The 19,385-nt window shown below is 45.5% G+C and carries 19 protein-coding genes, 1 pseudogene and 1 other annotated feature (1 of these 21 only partly in view); of the genes and pseudogenes, 6 read left to right on the plus strand and 14 right to left on the minus strand.

What is annotated here, in order from left to right:
• Positions 1 to 138: 138 nt before the first annotated feature.
• From BMW45_RS25795 to ulaG, 8 genes and pseudogenes are all read right to left on the minus strand, one after another.
• Positions 139 to 846 (minus strand): annotated as a pseudogene (locus BMW45_RS25795) (L-ribulose-5-phosphate 4-epimerase).
• Between the two features lie 10 nt (positions 847 to 856).
• Positions 857 to 1,906 carry a hypothetical protein gene (locus BMW45_RS25800; RefSeq protein WP_092250648.1) on the minus strand — a complete coding sequence of 350 codons (1,050 nt, stop codon included), beginning with the start codon at positions 1,904 to 1,906 and terminating at the stop codon, positions 857 to 859.
• A gap of 14 nt (positions 1,907 to 1,920) precedes the next feature.
• Positions 1,921 to 2,763, minus strand: a complete 843-nt coding sequence (locus BMW45_RS25805) for an L-ribulose-5-phosphate 3-epimerase (RefSeq protein ID WP_025233502.1) — start codon at positions 2,761 to 2,763, stop codon at positions 1,921 to 1,923.
• Positions 2,763 to 3,533, minus strand: coding sequence for a DeoR/GlpR family DNA-binding transcription regulator (locus BMW45_RS25810; RefSeq protein WP_092250651.1), 771 nt, complete (start codon positions 3,531 to 3,533; stop codon positions 2,763 to 2,765). The genes BMW45_RS25805 and BMW45_RS25810 overlap by 1 nt, the downstream gene beginning before the upstream one ends.
• Positions 3,534 to 3,636: 103 nt before the next feature.
• Positions 3,637 to 3,948, minus strand: coding sequence for a PTS sugar transporter subunit IIB (locus tag BMW45_RS25815; protein WP_025233504.1), 312 nt, complete (start codon positions 3,946 to 3,948; stop codon positions 3,637 to 3,639).
• Positions 3,949 to 3,974: 26 nt separating this feature from the next.
• Positions 3,975 to 5,462, minus strand: a complete 1,488-nt coding sequence (locus tag BMW45_RS25820) for a PTS ascorbate transporter subunit IIC (RefSeq protein WP_092250654.1) — start codon at positions 5,460 to 5,462, stop codon at positions 3,975 to 3,977.
• An 18-nt stretch (positions 5,463 to 5,480) separates the two neighbouring features.
• Positions 5,481 to 5,936, minus strand: a complete 456-nt coding sequence (locus tag BMW45_RS25825; protein WP_025233506.1) for a PTS sugar transporter subunit IIA — start codon at positions 5,934 to 5,936, stop codon at positions 5,481 to 5,483.
• 19 nt (positions 5,937 to 5,955) lie between these two features.
• Positions 5,956 to 7,059, minus strand: coding sequence for an L-ascorbate 6-phosphate lactonase (ulaG, locus tag BMW45_RS25830; protein WP_092250657.1), 1,104 nt, complete (start codon positions 7,057 to 7,059; stop codon positions 5,956 to 5,958).
• A 514-nt stretch (positions 7,060 to 7,573) separates the two neighbouring features.
• Here ulaG and BMW45_RS25835 point away from each other — a divergent pair.
• The 6 genes from BMW45_RS25835 to sufU are packed head-to-tail and all read left to right on the plus strand — an operon-like array spanning position 7,574 to position 12,971.
• The gene (locus BMW45_RS25835) at positions 7,574 to 8,068 is read left to right on the plus strand and encodes a MarR family winged helix-turn-helix transcriptional regulator (RefSeq protein WP_025233508.1); all 495 of its coding nucleotides are present in this window, start codon (positions 7,574 to 7,576) and stop codon (positions 8,066 to 8,068) included.
• Between the two features lie 3 nt (positions 8,069 to 8,071).
• Positions 8,072 to 8,824: a Fe-S cluster assembly ATPase SufC gene (gene sufC / locus BMW45_RS25840; protein ID WP_092250660.1), complete on the plus strand. Its 753-nt coding sequence runs from the start codon at positions 8,072 to 8,074 to the stop codon at positions 8,822 to 8,824.
• Positions 8,824 to 10,230, plus strand: coding sequence for a Fe-S cluster assembly protein SufB (sufB, locus tag BMW45_RS25845; RefSeq protein WP_207649190.1), 1,407 nt, complete (start codon positions 8,824 to 8,826; stop codon positions 10,228 to 10,230). The genes sufC and sufB overlap by 1 nt, the downstream gene beginning before the upstream one ends.
• A 12-nt stretch (positions 10,231 to 10,242) precedes the next feature.
• Positions 10,243 to 11,328, plus strand: coding sequence for a SufD family Fe-S cluster assembly protein (locus BMW45_RS25850; RefSeq protein ID WP_092250666.1), 1,086 nt, complete (start codon positions 10,243 to 10,245; stop codon positions 11,326 to 11,328).
• Complete coding sequence (locus tag BMW45_RS25855) at positions 11,318 to 12,550, plus strand: cysteine desulfurase (RefSeq protein ID WP_092250669.1); 1,233 nt, start codon at positions 11,318 to 11,320, stop codon at positions 12,548 to 12,550. The genes BMW45_RS25850 and BMW45_RS25855 overlap by 11 nt, the downstream gene beginning before the upstream one ends.
• Positions 12,537 to 12,971, plus strand: coding sequence for a Fe-S cluster assembly sulfur transfer protein SufU (sufU, locus tag BMW45_RS25860; RefSeq protein ID WP_092251191.1), 435 nt, complete (start codon positions 12,537 to 12,539; stop codon positions 12,969 to 12,971). Before BMW45_RS25855 ends, sufU begins: the two co-directional genes overlap by 14 nt.
• Positions 12,972 to 13,088: 117 nt before the next feature.
• Here sufU and rsiV read toward each other — a convergent pair whose 3' ends face one another.
• The 6 genes from rsiV to BMW45_RS28175 all read right to left on the minus strand — a co-directional run bounded on the left by rsiV (position 13,089) and on the right by BMW45_RS28175 (position 19,343).
• Entirely contained in the window at positions 13,089 to 13,958 is an 870-nt protein-coding gene (gene rsiV, locus BMW45_RS25865; protein WP_092250672.1) for an anti-sigma-V factor RsiV, read from the minus strand.
• Between the two features lie 20 nt (positions 13,959 to 13,978).
• Positions 13,979 to 14,458: an RNA polymerase sigma factor gene (locus tag BMW45_RS25870; RefSeq protein ID WP_025233515.1), complete on the minus strand. Its 480-nt coding sequence runs from the start codon at positions 14,456 to 14,458 to the stop codon at positions 13,979 to 13,981.
• A 153-nt stretch (positions 14,459 to 14,611) separates the two neighbouring features.
• Positions 14,612 to 15,352, minus strand: coding sequence for an RNA polymerase sporulation sigma factor SigE (sigE, locus tag BMW45_RS25875; protein WP_092250675.1), 741 nt, complete (start codon positions 15,350 to 15,352; stop codon positions 14,612 to 14,614).
• Positions 15,353 to 15,379: 27 nt separating this feature from the next.
• Complete coding sequence (locus tag BMW45_RS25880) at positions 15,380 to 16,273, minus strand: sigma-E processing peptidase SpoIIGA (protein WP_025233517.1); 894 nt, start codon at positions 16,271 to 16,273, stop codon at positions 15,380 to 15,382.
• A gap of 243 nt (positions 16,274 to 16,516) precedes the next feature.
• Positions 16,517 to 19,156, minus strand: a complete 2,640-nt coding sequence (locus BMW45_RS25885; RefSeq protein WP_092250678.1) for a valine--tRNA ligase — start codon at positions 19,154 to 19,156, stop codon at positions 16,517 to 16,519.
• On the minus strand, positions 19,131 to 19,343 hold the full coding sequence (locus BMW45_RS28175; protein ID WP_092250681.1) for a hypothetical protein: 213 nt from the start codon (positions 19,341 to 19,343) through the stop codon (positions 19,131 to 19,133). Before BMW45_RS28175 ends, BMW45_RS25885 begins: the two co-directional genes overlap by 26 nt.
• Positions 19,307 to 19,385 (minus strand) — a binding site (T-box leader); it runs 146 nt beyond the window's last position. It overlaps the preceding gene by 37 nt.

Genomic DNA, 19,385 nt, shown 5'->3' on the forward strand with positions numbered 1-19,385 from the left:
GGCTTCCTTATAAATACAAGCCCACCTTTCCGCTTAGGAAGGCAGGCTTTTACATATACCGGAGAGATTTCTCCCTCCCTTATGACAGCTTATCAAAAAAGCTTTCTGATATCCCCTCATTTACTTTCTCTTAAAAATCTATCTTTCATTCTCCCCATTCTTTTGACCATAATATGCATTGGTCCCATGCTTTCTTAAATAATGCTTATCCTGCAGTTCCTGTGGTGCCTGGATGACATCCGGATTGATCTGCTCACAACGGTAAGCCATTTAGGCTACCTCTTCTAAAACCACTGCATTATGCACAGCCTCTTTGGGATCCTTCCCCCAGGTAAAAGGTCCGTGGTTTTTACAGAGGCAGGCAGGTACTGCCATATACTCTTTGTTCTTAAAATAGTCTGCAATCAGGAGTCCCGTGTTTTTCTCATACCCTTCCTCGATCTCTTCCTTTGCCAGGCAGCGAAGGCAGGGTACTTCTCCGTATATATAATCCGCATGGGTAGTGCCATAGCAGGGAATCCCCCGCCCGGACTGGGCCCAGCTGGTTGCCCAGGAAGAATGGGTGTGCACGATCCCGCCGATCTTTGGGAATGCCTTATAAAGTTCCAGATGAGTGGCAGTATCAGAGGAAGGGTTATATTTTCCTTCCACCTTTCTGCCCTCTAAATCCATAACCACCATATCTTCCGGCTTAAGCTGGCTATAATCCACACCGCTGGGCTTAATGACAAACATGCCTCTTTCTCGGTCTATTGCGCTGACATTGCCCCAGGTAAAGGTGACAAGACCGTACTTGGGCAGTTCCATGTTGGCTTCGTAAACAAGCTTCTTTAAGTCTTCTAACATGTTTCTCCTCCTATGGTGTAAGTGTATACATGGCGATTTCATCGGTACCATGATTGGTGGATATGATGATCTCTTTTCCATTATTGGTATACTTGTATACGTTAGCAGGACCGCAATTTCGGTCTATGATCTGCGCTTCATAGGATTTCTGCAAGGGATTATAGGTAAATACCAGAAGATTGCGTTCTCCCTGCCGGTGTCCGATGACCAAAGCCGGTCTGCCGCACAGCATCCCTCCGAAAATGGCATGGTTGAACTCAGCCGGCTGATCATAAACATAGACCTCCCTGTATTCCCCGCCTGTTTTTTTCCAGATGCTGATTTTATCTCCGTGAAATGGGGAAATCGTGGCTAATTCTTTCACTCCGTCCTCATCAAAATCCACCAGTACCGCATCACTTGCCGCCTCATCTATCAGCTGGCGGATCTCCCATTCCCCAGAGGGCTGCTCCGGCGGAATGAACTGGTATACGCCGCTGTCAGAGGATATAATGCTGGTCTGAAGGCCACCATCTTCCACCTTATAATAGCCGTGGTTTTTCAGCATTCCATCCTTAATCACCTTCAGCGGAAGCTGATATTCATCGTTAAATCCGCTTAAGTCTTCAGGCAGGACCGCCCCGTATACCTTTCCCGGCGAGGACCAGTCATCTTTAAATTCATGGCCTGACTTTAAGGTACATGCAATCAAATAGTTGATGCCATTCCGTTCCACAATATGAAACCGGTGGACAAAGGGCAAATCCACTAAAGTCTTTACCTCCCAGCCATTTAGTTCATCAGGGGTCACTATGACAATTTTTGCTTCTTTGGAATCATTGGGAGAATAGAATTTTTGAGTTGCCAGAAACTGTCCGTCCGTACCAGGAACCTGTACCATGGTCATTACACCGCCGGGCTCTGTCCAAACGGTATCTTCTAAATTGCCTTCTGCATCAAACAGCAGGCAGCGGTCGACTTTTTCCGCCGCAACCAGGATGTGATTGGTTCCTTTGTAACGAAGCGGGGCTATGGAATAGCATTTCGTTAAATTTCCCATCACCTTTTTTTCAATCTTCATTTATTTACTCCCTTTCATTCCTGCTCCTTTAATATTCCGGACATTTTAAGATTTGCCGCAACCAGATCTTCCTTCCAGGAGGGATTTCCCGTGTACCAGAATTCCGCTACATAGATCCTCACTCCAAGCTTCCATGCGGTCTCAATGGCTTTTTTAAAGTCCACATGGCCCTCGCCGTAGGGAACCTCACGGAATATGCCTGGTTTCGTCTCTTTTAAATGCATGGCGGCAAGCCGCCCGATTCCAAGCTTTAAGTCCTCCAATACGTCCGTTCCATTGGTGAACGCAGCATTTGTTATATTCCCTATATCAGGATAAACATTTAAGTAGACAGAGGAAACCTGTTTCACATATTTCATTGCTTTTTCCACTGTATTCATGAATCCGGTCTCCATGGTTTCAAATGCAAGTACCACACCGGCGGATGCAGCCATTTCGGCAGCCTTTTTTAGGTTGTCAGTAAAATACCGCCTCGTTTCTTCATCCGATTCTTCATAGTACACATCGTATCCGGCCAGTTGAATGATCCTGATTCCCAGATCCGATGCCAGTTCTATGGCTTTGCTCATGATTTCTATACTTTTTTTCTTGACTTCCGGGTCATGGCTTCCCAGGGGATACTTCCGGTGTCCGCTTAAACACATGGTACCAATGGGAATGCCTGCATCCTTTGTCAGTTTTATCAGTTCCAGACGTTCCTTTTCTGTCATTTCCAGACGTTCCAGCTTCTCCTCAGTTTCGTCTATACTCATTTCCAGGAAATCAAAACCGGCGCTCTTTGCAGCTTCCAGTTTTTCTTTCCAGCTTAATTCAGCCGGCATTGACTTTTCATACAACCCAAGTGTATAGGTTTTCATTAAAAACCTCCTTTTTTCACCTGGTGGATCTGCACTCCAGCCTCCTTAAATTCTTTTAAAATTTCTTCAGGCGCCTTTTCATCCGTAATCAAATGCTGAACTTTGCCTATGCTGCAGCTTGAAAAGCTGCTGTTCTTTCCTATCTTTGTATGATCGGCCAGGATATACAGCTCGCTTCTTGTGTGTTCGATCATTAATTCGTTTAAACACACCTCATTCATGATCTCGGTCGTCATCCCGGACATAACGGAAATACCAGAACACCCCATAAATGCCTTTTTGGCATAGATGTTTTGAAGGTTCCTGACCGCAAGATCTCCAACCATGGCTTCTTTCGGGTAGCGAAGCTCGCCGCCGGTGAGAATGATATTTACCCCGGCTCCATGTTCACTGTTAATCGCTTTTCCATTGTTGGTTATGACCGTCACATTCCTGCTCTTGATATATTCCAGTATCTGCAGGGCAGTGCTGCTGGTGTTAATAAACAGCGTATCATTATCATCTACCAACGTTGCAGCATAGCTGGCAATCAGCCGTCTGTAAAGTAATATTTCATTTGCCTGCGCAGGGCCCTTTTCAATGGGAATGGCGCCGCCATGACAGCGCTTTAAAAGCTTCCTGTCTTCCAGATACTGCAGATCTCTTCGAACTGTTATCACAGAAATCCCGCATTGCTCTGCCAAGCTGTTAACGGATACCTTGGGACTGTTTCTTACGATATCCAATATATGCTCTCTTCTCTCCTCCACAAGGGCGTATTCTCTTTTCATAGGCTCACCTGCACTTTTATCAATATTTGATTACTGTTACGATCCACCGTTTATTGGATACCGTCTGCCAGGTAAAAACACCGGCAGACGAAATTTATATTCATTAACCTTCCTGAATGATTCCCTGCTCTTTTAATTTGGTTTCAATCTCCGGAGCAGACATCACGTTCTTAAGTCCAACGATCTTAATGCCTTTTTTCTCAGCATCTGCAAACATATCTTTAAAGTTCTGTGCACAAACCACTACATCGTACTGGGGCGCTGATCCTTTTCCTTCTGAAAGAGCGCAATGATGCACCTTTGTCGCTTTGATATTATGCTTCTTCAGCACTTTCTCCAAGGTCATCTGTGCCATCAGGCTTGAGCCTGCCCCATTTGCGCAACATACCAAAAAGCTTAAATTTTTACCAGCCACGAGAAAACCCTCCTTAATCTCATTTACTATTTATTTGCTTTCATTTCTTTATACGCTTCATAATCCTCTGTCATAAGGAAATAACCCTTTTTATCCTTCCAATACTGGATCTGCGGAATGGCAAGGAGTGCAACCAGCACAATTCCAATACCAATGTAGCTTAAATATTTCATGATCACGGTAAATACCGGCCATATGACCGCCCAGTCCCACATTCCCAAGTATCCGCCATAGGCTGCCATGCCTACCCAGCCTGCAATAAATGCAGATCCGAACACCTGGCATAAGCCGGAGAAGAAGGGAAGAATCAGGGCTGCCTTAAATCCGCCCTTTTCATTTGCAAAAACACCGATGGTGGCGTTATCAAAGAACACAGGAACGAAACCGCATATAACAAGCACCGGACTCTTTAACAGAATCAGTGCAACAATAGCCAGAATCTGTCCGACAAAGCCTGATAAGAATCCCAAGGTCACGGCATTGGCCGCACCAAATCCAAAGATTACGGCACAGTCCACTCCCGGAACAGACCCAGGGAGAATTCTGTCTGCAATTCCCTGGAACGAAGCTGTCAGCTCCGCCACAAAGGTACGCACACCTAATTGCAGAATTGCCAGATACACCGCAAAATATAAACAGGTTTGAAGAACATAGAAGAACATGCTGGCTCCCTCTTTCATAAACTCACCTTCAACCAGATAATCCCGGCCAAGGATACAGAGGATTGCTCCGAAGAAGATAACCATTAAAATGGAAGTACAGACCATATTGTCATTAAAGATGGACATAAAACCTGGCAGCTCAATATCTTCAATCTTCCTGATTTCTTTTCCATTGTTTTTCTTGCTTTCTTTTCCAAAGAGCTTGCCTGCAAGATAGTAGCTGAGTGCAACACCGAACATCTGCTGATGAGCCAGACAGAAACCGGCACCGTCCGTAACCTCCTGGCACGGCTTGATTGTCAGGTTTGACCCTACTGCCCAGTAAGCTCCTAAAAGAAGGGCCATTACCACAAGCATGGCAACTCTTCCGTTTAACAGGAACGGACAGGCAAACATGATCAGCCAGTATGCGGTAGCAGCCTGCTGGACCTGTACATTTCCGGTGGTAAACAGTGCACGGAGCTTGGTGTATTTTGAAAAACGCACAAGAAGAATATTGACGATAAATGCAATGAACAACAGAATCATCGCATCACCAAATCCTTTTCCAAAAACTTCCTCAACGCCGGCCGTAACAGCATTCTGGCCAAAATACGGATCAATTACCATGGCATTCATCTGGAACCTGTCTTTTAAGCCTACCAATACCGGCCGGAAGTTGTTTACCAGTCCGCCGGAACCAACCATTAAGATCAAATAACCCACGATCGCTTTCAAAGTCCCAGCAAGTATATCATACCACGGTTTTCTCAGCAAGATGTAACCAATCATAACGATCAAACCAATCATAAATGCCGGCTGCTGCAATATGTTTGTTGCAAAAAAAGTCCATACCTTCAATAAAATATCCATTGCATTACCCCCTTCTCCCTAGTCCAAATATCGTTCCTGTATTCTCAGTAAATCTTCTGAATCTTTGGCTTTTTTCAGTTCGGCGATCACTTCCTCATTGCCCAGCAGCTCCGATAACCGGCTCATATTATTTAAATGCTGATCCGGATTACAGGAGGCCAGGGTAAAGAAAAGCTGCGCATCCTTTTCCGGGTCCTCTGCATCAAAGCTGACCGGCTTTTCCAGTTTCATGAAGGCGATCGTGGTTTTATGTACGCCTTCTGCCCCCTCCTGGGAATGAGGCATTGCAATGTCCGGTAAAATGATGATATAAGGGCCGTATTTTTTAATACAGGCAATGATCTCTTCCTTATAATTCTCTTCGACTGTCCCGTCCTCTTCCAGACATTCACAGCTCATCCGGACTGCATCCTCCCAGTCCTTTGCTTCCCTGGCAAACTTATAATGTTTCTTCTCCACAAAATCTCTCAGCATGGTTTCTCCTTTTTCCTGATTACAAAAGTGAACGGAACGGAATATTCTGAGGTGCTTCAAAGCAATCCTCAAAGCCTCTTTCATGGTGATAAGCCAGCTTGTCCTTGTCTCTGGGATAAACGTATTTTCCGCCTACTTCCCAGAAGAACGGGTGAAATTTATAATCCAGCCGATCCTTCTTCATATGATAGAGTACCCTGATTTCATTTACATCTGCCATGAAATTGGTCCAAACATCATAATGAATGGGGATTACCACCTTACATCTTAGAGCTTCAGCCATGCGGAGGATATCACAGGAGGTCATCTTATCTGCCATTCCTACCGGATTTTCTCCATAAGAACCAAAAGCAACATCAATGTCATAATCCTTACCGTGCTTTGCAAAGTAAATGGAGTAATGGGAATCGCCGCTGTGATAAATATTTCCGCCAGGCGTTTTGATCAGATAATTTACCGCCTTTTCATCCATATCCATGGGACACTTTCCCGTCAGTTCCTCCCGGTCCGGGCCAGTGGAATCCGTTGTTACAAGACAGGTCCTGTCAAAGGAATCCAGTGCCACAATTTCAATATCCTTAATCCTGATGCTGTCTCCGGGCACTACCGTAATACACCGGTCCGCAGGAACCCCCCACTTCTGCCACAGCTCAACGGACTTCTTAGGGCCGATAAAAGGAACCGGAATTTCTTTTCCATTCTCATCCACGGTTGTTATATTGCTTTGGATCACATGGGCAGCATATTCCGGGCTCATATGATCCTGGTGGTAATGGGTTGCCAGAACTGCGTCTACATGCTTAACAGCAAACGGATCGAGTACAAAAGGAACTGCCCTTAAATTAGGCTGCATCTTTCTTGCACCGCACATATTTGCCATCTGATGACCCTCAGCCATCTTACCGTTTCCATGAGAACGCTTTCCGTTACCGCACCACAAATCCACGGTAATGTTGCAGCCGCCCGGTGTTTTAAACCACATGCCCGTACAGCCCAGCCACCACATAGCCACTGTTCCGGGTTCCACTGTCTCATGTTCAATTTCTTCATTCAGCCAGGTTCCCCATTCAGGAAACGTGCTCATGATCCAGCTTTCCCTTGTGATTTCTTCCACTTTGCTCATCTAAACATCCTCCTTTACTTTTTACGATCGTTTTATGATCGATTATGTTCATTTTTACCTTTACATGTAGATAATAACATTAGAATACGAGTTTTTCAAGAGCGTTAAATGACCGTTTATATATTTTATGTTCGTTTTAAATATTTTGTGCAATTTATACATTTTTTCTACACTTATTTATGCATATTTTTTATTTAAATAAAACTTATTATTTTTACAAATACAATTTTCACAATATTTCATGTTTTATAATCCACATATAATCATTTACGTGTAACTTCACCGTTTTATATTATGATTATATAATCGTAGCTGCATTCAAGGCATTGTAAATATTTGGCTTAACAATAAATAATAAAAAGATGCATATTCTCTCACCCATCAAGTAAGAAATCGTCTATATTCTTTAGGTGCTAAAGTATATTGACAGCAGATTCTTTAGGTGCTATACTAAATTCGCAATTAAAATCAACATCAGCCATTGTTTCGTAAAAATATTGGAGGGAAAAAGAACATGGAATGTAAATTAATTGGGAACTTATTTGAAGTTATAGCTATGATCACGGATGAGCAGAGAATCCCTCAAATATATAGCGACTCTAATTTGCTTTATCACGCAGAACTGAGCCTGATTGACGCGATTTATGACCATCCCGATGCAAATGCACGTATGCTATCGGAAATTATGGGCGTTACGCAAGGCGCGATTACACAGATGACGGTAAAGCTGACAGAAAAGAAACTGATTGAAGGATATAAAATGCCCGGGAATAAGAAAGAAAAATATTACAGGCTTACAGCGGATGGAGAGCAGGCAAGGGTTAAGCATCAGGAATACCATAGCGAAGCTAACCAAAAGCTGTGTCAATATTTCTGTTCTCTCAGCGATGCCAACGCAAGGGTCATTCTGGATTTTTTCGAAAAAGTAAAGGAATGTATGCCTATCAGTGAGTTTGCCTGTCAATCAGGCGGCATCTGCGGAAACGGTATAGAAAGGAAGGAGGAATAAGACATGCTTACTATTTCTAAATTAAGGGCTTATGCAGGTGATAACGAAATCCTAAAGGGGGTAGATTTAACAATAAATCCAGGAGAGACCCATGTGATCATGGGACCGAACGGTGCGGGGAAATCTACGCTGGCGAGTGTCATCATGGGGCATCCGGACTATACGGTGACGGAAGGCCGCATCGTGTTTGAAGGAAAAGACATCACCTGTACCAAAACAGATGAAAGAGCAAGAAGCGGCATCTTTATGACATTTCAAAATCCTGAGGAAGTAGACGGGATCACGGTGGAAAGCTTTCTGCGCACGGCGCGGTATGCGGTTACCGGTAACAACGAGCGGGCCTGGGATTTCCACAAGGAATTAAAAGAGCTTATGGCGCGTCTGGATTTTGACGAGAGTTACGCCACAAGGTACTTAAACGTCGGGTTTTCGGGCGGGGAAAAGAAGAAACATGAAATATTGCAAATGCTGGCGCTTCACCCAAAGCTGGCTATTTTGGATGAAACAGATTCCGGCCTGGATGTTGACGCTGTCAAAACGGTATCAGAGGGTGTACGAGGCTATAAAAATGAAGAAAACGCACTGCTGATCATCACCCATAGCACGAAAATTTTAGAAAGTATCAATGTTGATATGGTACATATATTGATTGACGGGCAGATTATCAAAACCGGAGATGCCTCACTGATTGATGAGGTGAACCGCAGCGGCTTCACTTCTCTCTCACCTTCCAAAGCAGCTGAGGAGGTGACATGATGGAACGTAAAAAAACACAGGTTGAGGAAATCAACCGTGACGCCTATGACATTGCAAACCCGGAAAACGCCGCGTATAAAGTAGATAAAGGACTGACTGCGGAAATCGTTACTGATATTTCCACAGGAAAAAACGAACCGGGCTGGATGCTGGAACACCGGTTACAATCCCTCGCCGTTTATGAACGGCTTCCTCTGCCAAATTGGGGACCAAGCCTACACGAATTGGATATGAACCATATAGTTACCTATGTACGCCCAAATATGGCGATGACGGATAACTGGAACGAGGTTCCCGATGAAATCAAGCAGACATTTGACCGGCTGGGCATCCCCGAAGCGGAAAAACTGGCGCTCTCCGGCGTGGGTGCACAGTATGATTCTGAGGTTGTTTATCACAGCATTAAAGAAGAGATGCGCCAGCAAGGTGTGATTTACACCGATATGGATACCGCACTCCATGAGTACGAGGATATCGTAAAAAAACATTTTATGAAACTGCTTCCCGCCACGGCACATAAATTCGCTGCACTGCATGGTGCGGTCTGGTCGGGCGGGTCCTTTGTCTATGTGCCAAAGGGGGTCGAGGTTCATATGCCGCTGCAATCCTATTTCCGGCTCAACGCACCGGGAGCCGGCCAGTTCGAGCACACACTGATTATTCTGGAGGAAGGCGCGCGGCTTCATTTCATTGAGGGTTGTTCCGCTCCCCGGTATAACGCGCTGAATCTGCACGCCGGCTGTGTGGAACTTTATGTGGGGGAAGACGCAACGCTGCGGTATTCTACCATCGAAAACTGGTCGAGGAATATGATGAACCTCAATTCAAAGTGCGCGGCAGTGGAAAAAAACGGCGCAATTGAGTGGGTTTCGGGTACATTTGGCTCCCATATCACCATGCTGTATCCCAGCAGTATTTTGCGGGGAGAAGGGGCCAGAAGCGAGTTTACGGGTATCACCTTTGCCGCTGCAGGACAAGAACTGGATACTGGCACTAAGGTGATTCACGCCGCACCGAATACTTCATCCACGGTATCGTCAAAATCCATCTCTAAAAGCGGCGGGAAAGCCATCTACCGCAGCGCTGTTACTGTTTTGCCCGAGGCGAAAAACAGCAAATCCAGCGTAAGCTGCGAATCCCTCATGCTGGATAGCGAGAGCCGCTCAGACACAATCCCTGTGATGGATATCCGAAATGATGAAGTGGATATCGGACACGAAGCAAAAATCGGGTGCATCAGTGAGGAAACGGTTTTTTACCTGATGACGAGGGGAATTGACGAAAATGAAGCCAAGGCGCTGATTGTCCGCGGTTTCGTGGAACCTATTACAAAGGAGCTTCCTTTGGAATACGCCGTGGAAATGAACAGGCTGGTGGCCCTTGAATTTGAGGGCGGCATCGGTTGAGAGGAGGTTGGCATGAATCATACATTAGAAAGGCTCAATAAGCTGCAGGTTTCAACATGGAACATGCTCAAAATAAACGATACATCCGTAGCGATCGATCTTGACGGTATGCCCGCCTATGCCGGGAATCCATTGCAAAAGAATTATTCCGGGTTACAGATCAGCCGTGAACCTGCATTTGAAGTAACGGAAAATCCTCCGGCCAGCCTTCGTGATATCAAAGGATACATAGCGGCGTTCTGCAATTACCGCCTGTATATCACGATCCCGGCAGGGTTCGTAGCAAAGGAACCGATCGTGCTGGACTTTCATCTCGACGGCAGTAACGCTTTCCTGTCGGATGAGTTGTTTATCTGCGCGGAAGCCGGAAGCAGCGCTACCATAGTGATCAGGTATGCGTCTGACGGCGGCGCAAATTGTATCCACTGCGGATATACAACGCTTCATGTAAATGCAGACGCAAATATCAGGCTGATAAAGGCGCAAAGATTGGCGGAGAATCATACAAGCGTTGACGCAACAGAGGTAAACGTAGATACAGGGGCAGCCGCCCATGTGGTTCTGATTGAAGGAGGGGCAGAAAAATCCGTTTCCGGCTGCAGCGTCCAGTTAGCAGGAATTGGCGCATCCGCTGATTTAGACGGCGCTTATGCCGTAAACCGCGAAAGGGCGCTTGATTTCAATTACCGTATTGAATACAAGGCCAAAAATACGCAGGGTAATATCAACGTCCGTGGCGCGCTGTTTGATAAAGCACGCAAAACTGCAAAAAGCACGCTTGATTTTCTTCCCGGTGCGGCAGGAGCAAAAGGCCGGGAAGAAGAAAGTGTAATGGTACTCGGTTCTGATACGATCAATCTTTCCGCACCGTTACTCTTGTGCGGCGAAGATGACGTGGAAGGACAGCATGCCACCACCACCGGAAAAATTGACGAGAACAAGCTCTTTTACCTGATGAGCCGCGGTATAGAAAAAAGAGAGGCACGTAAGCTGATTGCAATGGCGTCATTCAATTCTGTTTTGGAAAAAATAGTGCCAGACAGCTTGCGGGAAGATATTTCCTTATTCATTCAGGAGGTGCTGGACAATGCGAACTAACTACTCAGAGGATTTTCCTCTGCTTAAAAACAGCACGGTAAACGGAAAAAGACTGGTCTATCTTGACAACGCTGCTACTACTCAAAAGCCCACACAAGTGATTGAATCCTTGAGAAAATATTATGAACAGTACAACGCTAACCCCCATCGCGGGGCATATCCCTTAAGCGAGAAGGCAACGGAGCTTTACGAAACCGCACGGGAAAAGGTGGCGGGCTTCATAGGCGCGGGTAGTACAGAGGAAGTCGTGTTTACGAAAGGAACCACCGAATCCCTCAATCTTGTGGCTGGCATTTATGGTATGGATGTCCTCCAGAAAAACGATGAGATTTTGATTTCCATCGCGGAACATCACAGCAATTTAATCCCATGGCAGACTGTGGCAAAAGCAAAAGGCGCACGTCTTAGGTATCTTTACACCGATGAAAACGGGAAGCTGAAACCGGAAGAAATTGCCGCGAACATCACCTCCCGGACAAGGATCGTCGCTGTCGCGCAGGTTTCTAACGTATTGGGAATCGTCAATCCGATAGGGGAAATCATCAAAAGGGCCCATGAGGCCGGCGCAGTTGTCGTTCTGGACGCGGCGCAGAGCATTCCCCATATGCCGGTCAACGCGCAGGCACTGGATGTGGATTTTCTGGCTTTTTCGGGTCATAAGCTGTATGCTCCCATGGGGATTGGCGTCTTGTACGCAAAAAAAGAGCTTTTGAGCAAAATGCAGCCGTTGCTCTTTGGCGGCGGGATGGTGGACGATGTGAGCGAGCAGGCTGCCACCTTCACGGACGGCCCCGAGAAGTTTGAGGGCGGTACACAAAACGTGGAGGGTGCAGTTGGCCTGCACTCTGCAATTGATTACTTGGAAAATATCGGTTATAAGCAGATTGAAGAGGTTGAAAATGAGCTGACTGGGTATGCGCTTGCACAGCTTAATTCCATGCCCCATGTTACCGTTTACGGCAGGGAAAGCGGCCCTAACCGCACGGGCGTCATTTCCTTTAATATTGACGGAGCGCATCCTCATGATGTATCGACAATACTCAGTGCGGATGGTGTGGCAATACGTTCAGGGCATCATTGCGCTCATCCGCTGATGCGGCATATGGGCGTGAACGCCACTTGCCGGGCCAGCCTGTGCTTTTACAATACCAAAGAGGATATAGATGTTTTGATAGAATCCTTATACAAGGTCAGGGAGGTGTTGAAACTTGGAACTAAATGAGATTTATACGGAAATGATCACCGAACACAGCATATCCACAAGAAACCGCCGCCATCTGAAACAGGCCAGCGTTAGCCTGGCAGGGAAAAATCCAAGCTGCGGGGATGAAATAGAACTTGAGCTGCTGATCGACCATGGCCGGATCATGGACGCCTCCTATACCGGCACAGGCTGCGCGATTTCCCAGGCATCAGCTTCCATGATGGTTGACTTGATAAAAGGAAAGTCTCTCTCTGAGGCAAAATACCTCGCGGAGTTGTTTACCGCGATGATACAACGTAAAACAACAAATGACAAGGACTTAGAGCCGCTTGAAGAAGCAGCCGCATTGAAAAGCATCTCTAATCTGCCCGCGCGGGTAAAGTGTGCCGCCATGCCGTGGCACACTCTTGAAACAGCCGTAGAGGTTTCTGATATTTAAATGGCAGCCTTCCAGGCGGTATGGTGCCTGAAGTGAGAAATGCCGCAAACCCTTAGGTTTGCGGCATTTCTTTCTACATTCTGGCTGCCATCAGGAACTAGGTTCCAGATCTATCGCTTAAATTCCTGTCACGTCTTTTGGTATGGTAAACTCCACTGCGCCCATGTATCCCGGCGCCACTTCATATTCGTCAAATACGATTACGATTTCTCCATTCTCATTAAAGTAAAAGCTTTCATCCCCGGTAATCAGGTTAAATTCATCCACGTAATCCTCTCCCGTATTATAAAAGTACATCTTAGAATCATCCGCAGCCATCTGCTCTTCCATCTGTTTTTTGATGTTATCGCTGATCGCAGTAATGTAGTCGGCCTTATCCTTCATCAGATCCTTTAAAGACACTACATATCCTGTTCCTTTATCAATGGTAAAGATCTTTACATACTCCGCTCCGCTGGCCATGATAACGGTTGTATTGATCCGCAGGGAGAGGTACTTTTCGTTGTCTGTCACAACATCATAGCTGGAGGTCACGGAATAGTGGCCATCTCCAACCTGATCTCCTGCCACCTGTTTTTCATATTCCGCAATCAGCTGATTGGCATAGTCTTCGATGGAACGGTTAACCTTTACATTATCCTTTTCATTGATGGAAACCTTTGGGATATCTATTTTAGCCTCATAATTATTATTGGTATCCTCAAAGGTACGGAATGTAACAACCTTTGCGATCGCGCCTAAAACCGGGATTTCTTCCATGGCATTGGCAGTAACCGGGCTGGCATTTGCCATAATTACAATAGCTGCCATCGCTGCTGCCGCTGATATACCTGTTCTTTTTGTCATTTTCATCATCTTCGTTATCCTCTTTTCTTTTTTTGCTCTCTCAATTCCTGCCGCCACACCTGCACGGGCAGCCTCCGGCACAGGAATATTATGGTAACTATCTTTCATCCTTAACAGTTTTTCCTCATCATTGTGTTCCATAATAACTGCTCCTTTCTATCCTAAGTAACCTCTGGTTCCAATATGATCTTCAGTTTCTTCAGCGCCCGGTAAAGCCTGGCTTTTACGGTGCTCACGTTCATCTCCAGAATTTGAGCGATTTCTTCCAGTTTCCATTCCTCCATATATTTTAAGATCACGATTGTACGATCCTTTTCCTCTAAAGAACTTAAAAGCTCCAAGGGATCATCTTCCTTATAGCTGTCTTCATGTGGAATCTCCACCTCATCAAAGCTTACGCTTTCCTTTTTCTGCTTCCTTAAAAAGTCAATGGATGCATTTATGACGATCCGGTGAATCCAGGTCGACAGATATGTTTCTTCTTTCAGCTTCCTGCATTCCTTTATTACCCGGTATGCACTCTCCTGAACGATATCCAGAGCATCCTGTTCATTTTTTACATAGCTGTACGCAAGCCGGTAATAAGATTCATAATTTTTCAAAAGGATTCGTTCTGCCTCTTCTTCAATCTTTTGTTTCATTTCTTCCTCCTCTCTGGGGTTCTATCTATTAGACGTATTATAACTCAAAAAAGTTTCATTATTTACAAAAAAAGGAAAGACTTTATTTTTAATAAATATAAAAAGAGCAGGGTATATAAATTCTATATACTCTGCTCTGTTAAGTTTGCCTTCTTACTCAAACCGAACTATTTCTTTTTTTAACCTCTTCATAATCTTCTTTTCCAGCCTGGATATATAGGACTGGGAGATCCCCAATAGATCCGCAACTTCCTTCTGGGTCATTTCCTCTCCTTCCTCATCTGTGAGTCCAAACCGCAGTTCTACGATCTTTCTCTCTCTTGGACTTAAACGGCTGATGGCTGTATTTAAAAGGTTCCGTTCCACCTCGGTTTCTAAATCCTTATAGATGACGTCTTCCTCTGTTCCGAGAATATCTGATAAAAGGAGCTCGTTCCCATCCCAATCCACGTTCAAAGGCTCGTCAATGGAAACCTCCATCTTGGTCTTGTTATTCCGGCGCAGGTACATGAGTATTTCATTTTCAATGCAGCGGGAGGCATAGGTGGCCAATTTAATGTTTTTATTTGGATTAAACGTATTGATTGCCTTAATGAGTCCAATGGTACCTATGGAAATTAAATCCTCCACCCCAACACTGGTATTATCAAACTTCTTCGCTATGTATACCACAAGACGGAGATTATGTTCAATCAACTCTGATTTTGCTCTCTGATCATCATCACTGCCAAGGAGCGCAATAATCTGTGCTTCTTTTTCATTGTCCAGAGGCGGAGGAAGAATATCAGCTCCTCCTATGTAATGAACCTCCCCCTTTGACGGCATCATCAATGTTTTAAATGTTGGAATTGCCTTAAACTGGAAACGGTTTGGTACGGATACTTTTATAATCATAGATACTCTCTCCTTTACTTCGTTCACTCACTCTTCATGCAGCAGCATCTGATATTCTCCATTTACGGATAATGTCTTTTTGCTTACGGCCACCAGAGGCCTTTCAATCACCTTCACTTCATCCCCTTGACGTACCTCCATCTCATCCAAAAAGATTCCGGGCAGCATGCCGTCACTTTTCCCAACGCTACCGTAGGGAATGTAGACGACCTCCGACACACTTTCGCAAAGCTCCCGGACAGCCTCATAAGTCACAACATGGACGGCCCGACGGCTTACCGGTTCATACAGTCTGTTTCCTGTATCAAGCAGAGCCGTTACTACCTTTTTCTTTCCTCTGTAATGCATGGTAACTTCATAAAAATTGTTCTTTCCCTTTAGCATGGCGGTAATCTGCCGCAGAAAGCAGCGGATTCCGAAGTAAGTACCCGCCGCAATAAAAATCAACCGGTAAAAGGGTATGGCTTTCTGACCATTTCCTCTAAGAATCTGTTCTATATAATAGCCGGCCTTCGTATGCTGATATAGGGCATCCATTATGCCTGCCGTTGTTACTGCAGCCAGATAAAGAGCACATACTGCTTTCCCTATTTCCTTTGGTCTTTTTACGTCGAAAGCCGTCATCACCATCAGGGTGCTCACCGCCAGATAGGTTATTACCATCTCAAGCCACAGGGGTAAAAATGGAAAAGCGGCAGCAAACACAGCCCAAGCTGCCCCCAAAATAGCCCCAAGAATCATTCTCCACCATATGAGACGATACTTCATCCCCCGCCTGACAATGGATAATACCAGGAAATCCATGGCAAAATTAGTTAAGAACAACACATCAATATACAGGTTTATTTCCGTCGCCGCTTTCACCTCCCGCCCTGTACGAACATTATAGCCAGTAAGCCATTCAGAATTTGTCAAAACCATGGGGATGATTCCAATTTTTTATCGCCTTTTTCCATCCTGCCACGGCATTTGCCGACAGATTCTTACAGACCACACGTTCCCCTTTTGTCCATTCCTCCTCTCTTCCTGACAAATGGACAAAAATCAAAAAGGACGCTTTCTCCCATGGCTACGCAACAAAAAACAGCCGGCCACAGCATTTTCTGCCATGTTCGACTGTTTTTCACATTCTATTTAAGATTGTCGATTTTCCAAGATGGGGATTTAAGAGAGCTGAGAAAGTCTCTCCTTTACCTGAGCCATCATCTGAGCATATTTCTCAAGCTTAGCCTTTTCCTCTTCAAGCTTGGCTGCCGGAGCCTTGCTTACGAACTTTTCGTTGTTAAGCATGCCCTCTACACGGGCCAGCTCCTTGCTTAAGCGCTCTTCTTCCTTCTTTAAACGTTCTACTTCTTTTTCAATATCCACCAGTTCCGCAAAAGGCATGTAGATGACTGCCTGATGAATGACCGCTGATACGGCATCGTCTGCTATGCCACTTTTATCCTTTTGTAAATAAACCTCACCGGCATAACCCAGAGTAGCGAAAAATACCTTGCTGTGTTCAAAGATATCAAGAATCTCCTGATTCTCAGAAACAACATAAACCTTTGCTTTTCTGCTGGGCGGAACATTCATGGAGGTACGTACATTCCGGATTCCTCTTACAGCTTCCTTAATGGTTTCAACCGCATGCTCATCGGTTTCAAAGTTCCATGCCTCCTTATACTCCGGCCAGCTGGAAATCATAATGGACTCCTCTTCCTCCTGAAGATTGCAGAAGATTTCCTCGGTAAGGAATGGCATATAAGGATGAAGAAGCTTTAAGGAGTTAATAAGCACGGTTTTCAGCGTCCAGATGGCCGCTGCTTTTGTCTGATCATTATCGTCCCACAGCCTTGGCTTCACCATCTCGATATACCAATCGCAGAATTCTTCCCAGATAAAGTCATAAACCTTTTGAAGGGCGATTCCCAACTCATATTTATCCAGGTTTTCCGTTACATCTTTTGCAAGGGTGTTCGCCTTGGACAGGATCCATTTGTCCGCAATGGTAAGTTCTGAAAGCTCTGCCTTTGCTTCCGGTGCTTTCTCTATATTCATCATAATGAAACGGGAAGCATTCCAAACTTTATTGGCAAAGTTTCTGCTTGCCTCCACTCGCTCCCAGTAGAAACGCATGTCATTGCCAGGCGCATTGCCGGTGATCAGGGTCATTCGCAGGGCATCGGCTCCGTACTTTTCAATAACCTCCAGAGGATTGATACCGTTTCCTAAGGATTTACTCATCTTGCGGCCCTCGGAATCCCTTACCAGGCCATGCATCAGCACCGTATGGAAAGGAAGCTTTCCGGTCTGCTCGATTCCGGAAAATACCATGCGGATTACCCAGAAGAAAATAATGTCATAGCCTGTAACCAGTACATCAGTTGGATAGAAGTATTCTAAGTCCTCTGTTTTTTCCGGCCAGCCTAAGGTGGAGAAAGGCCAGAGAGCAGAGGAAAACCAGGTGTCAAGGGTATCCTCATCCTGAGTCAGATGGGTTCCTCCGCATTTGGGGCATACGGTCGGAACTTCTTTCGATACAATGATCTCTCCGCACTGGTCACAATAATATGCCGGGATGCGATGTCCCCACCAAAGCTGCCTGGAAATACACCAGTCACGGATATTTTCAAGCCAGTGAAGATATGACTTATCAAATCTATCCGGAACGAATTTCAGTTCTCCTGTTTTTAAAGCCTCAATTGCCGGCTTTGCCATCTCTTCCATCTTAACAAACCACTGCTGCTTTACCATCGGTTCTACGGTGGTCTTACAGCGGTCATGGATTCCTACCGCATGGGAATGGGGAGCCACCTTTACCAAAAGCCCCAGCTCCTCAAGATCCTTCACAATGGCTTTTCTGGCCTCATAACGCTCCATGTCATGATATTTGCTTCCCGGAAGGTTGATGGTGGCATCGTCATTCATGACATTTATTTCAGGAAGGCTGTGTCTCTTACCTACCTCAAAGTCATTGGGGTCGTGGGCCGGGGTGATCTTCACACAGCCGGTACCGAATTCCTTATCTACATAGGAATCTGCTACCACCGGTATCTCCCTGCCTGTAAGCGGAAGTTCTAACATCTTTCCGATAAGGTCCTGATAGCGCTCATCTTCCGGATTAACTGCCACCGCAGTATCTCCAAGAAGGGTTTCCGGCCTGGTGGTTGCAATCTCCACAAACCTGCCTTCTTCTCCTGCAATGGGATAATTGATATGCCAAAAGAAGCCATTCTGGTCCTCATGTATCACTTCCGCATCAGAAATGGAAGTCTGGCAAACCGGACACCAGTTTACGATACGGGAACCTTTATAAATATAACCTTTTTCATAGAGCTTGATAAAAACTTCCTGAACAGCTGCTGAACAGCCTTCATCCATGGTAAAACGCTCTCTGTCCCAGTCAGCAGAGGATCCCAGCTTATGAAGCTGGTTGATGATCCTGCTGCCATAATCCTTTTTCCAGTCCCAGCATTTATCCAGAAAGCCATCCCTGCCCAGTTCCTCTTTGTCAATCCCCTGCATCTTTAAGCTTTCAATGACCTTTACTTCGGTTGCAATGGCCGCATGGTCTGTACCTGGCTGCCACAGGGCCTCGTAGCCTTGCATCCTCTTAAAGCGGATCAAAATATCCTGCATGGTGTTGTCAAGTGCATGCCCCATGTGAAGCTGTCCTGTAATATTAGGAGGCGGCATTACAATGGTAAAGGGCTTTTTATCCTTGTTTGGTTCTGCATGGAAATACTTCTTATCCAGCCATTTCTCATAAAGCTTGCCTTCAATCCCTGCCGGATTATAGGTCTTCTCCAATTCTTTCATCATGTTCTCCTTCCTGCTGACCGCCATATATTCCGGGCTTATTAGTATGCCCTTGGGCGGAATTGCGCTTCCAAAGCGGAGCGCTTTGTATAACAGGAAATTCCAAATAGATTTCCCAGTATACAAAAAAGCCCTCTGCATCGTTGGGATGCAAAGGGCGAATCAACGCGGTACCACCTTTGTTCATATGGCAGAGCCTGCCATATCTCATATAGCCTATAACGCAGCC

Origin of the sequence: Lacrimispora sphenoides (assembly GCF_900105215.1) — a bacterium.
GTDB lineage: Bacteria > Bacillota > Clostridia > Lachnospirales > Lachnospiraceae > Lacrimispora > Lacrimispora sphenoides_A.

Excerpts from the sequence above, each read along its gene's own strand:
- BMW45_RS25855 (WP_092250669.1), top strand. The coding sequence starts at position 11,318 with ATGCGAACTAACTACTCAGAGGATTTTCCTCTGCTTAAAAACAGCACG.
- rsiV (WP_092250672.1), bottom strand. The coding sequence starts at position 13,958 with ATGGAACACAATGATGAGGAAAAACTGTTAAGGATGAAAGATAGTTAC.
- BMW45_RS25810 (WP_092250651.1), bottom strand. The coding sequence starts at position 3,533 with ATGAAAAGAGAATACGCCCTTGTGGAGGAGAGAAGAGAGCATATATTG.
- BMW45_RS25820 (WP_092250654.1), bottom strand. The coding sequence starts at position 5,462 with ATGGATATTTTATTGAAGGTATGGACTTTTTTTGCAACAAACATATTG.
- sigE (WP_092250675.1), bottom strand. The coding sequence starts at position 15,352 with ATGATTATAAAAGTATCCGTACCAAACCGTTTCCAGTTTAAGGCAATT.
- BMW45_RS25850 (WP_092250666.1), top strand. The coding sequence starts at position 10,243 with ATGAATCATACATTAGAAAGGCTCAATAAGCTGCAGGTTTCAACATGG.
- BMW45_RS25825 (WP_025233506.1), bottom strand. The coding sequence starts at position 5,936 with ATGCTGAGAGATTTTGTGGAGAAGAAACATTATAAGTTTGCCAGGGAA.
- BMW45_RS25885 (WP_092250678.1), bottom strand. The coding sequence starts at position 19,156 with ATGAAAGAATTGGAGAAGACCTATAATCCGGCAGGGATTGAAGGCAAG.
- ulaG (WP_092250657.1), bottom strand. The coding sequence starts at position 7,059 with ATGAGCAAAGTGGAAGAAATCACAAGGGAAAGCTGGATCATGAGCACG.
- BMW45_RS25870 (WP_025233515.1), bottom strand. The coding sequence starts at position 14,458 with ATGAAACAAAAGATTGAAGAAGAGGCAGAACGAATCCTTTTGAAAAAT.
- sufB (WP_207649190.1), top strand. The coding sequence starts at position 8,824 with ATGGAACGTAAAAAAACACAGGTTGAGGAAATCAACCGTGACGCCTAT.
- BMW45_RS25805 (WP_025233502.1), bottom strand. The coding sequence starts at position 2,763 with ATGAAAACCTATACACTTGGGTTGTATGAAAAGTCAATGCCGGCTGAA.
- BMW45_RS25880 (WP_025233517.1), bottom strand. The coding sequence starts at position 16,273 with ATGGTTTTGACAAATTCTGAATGGCTTACTGGCTATAATGTTCGTACA.
- BMW45_RS28175 (WP_092250681.1), bottom strand. The coding sequence starts at position 19,343 with ATGAACAAAGGTGGTACCGCGTTGATTCGCCCTTTGCATCCCAACGAT.
- BMW45_RS25800 (WP_092250648.1), bottom strand. The coding sequence starts at position 1,906 with ATGAAGATTGAAAAAAAGGTGATGGGAAATTTAACGAAATGCTATTCC.
- sufC (WP_092250660.1), top strand. The coding sequence starts at position 8,072 with ATGCTTACTATTTCTAAATTAAGGGCTTATGCAGGTGATAACGAAATC.
- BMW45_RS25835 (WP_025233508.1), top strand. The coding sequence starts at position 7,574 with ATGGAATGTAAATTAATTGGGAACTTATTTGAAGTTATAGCTATGATC.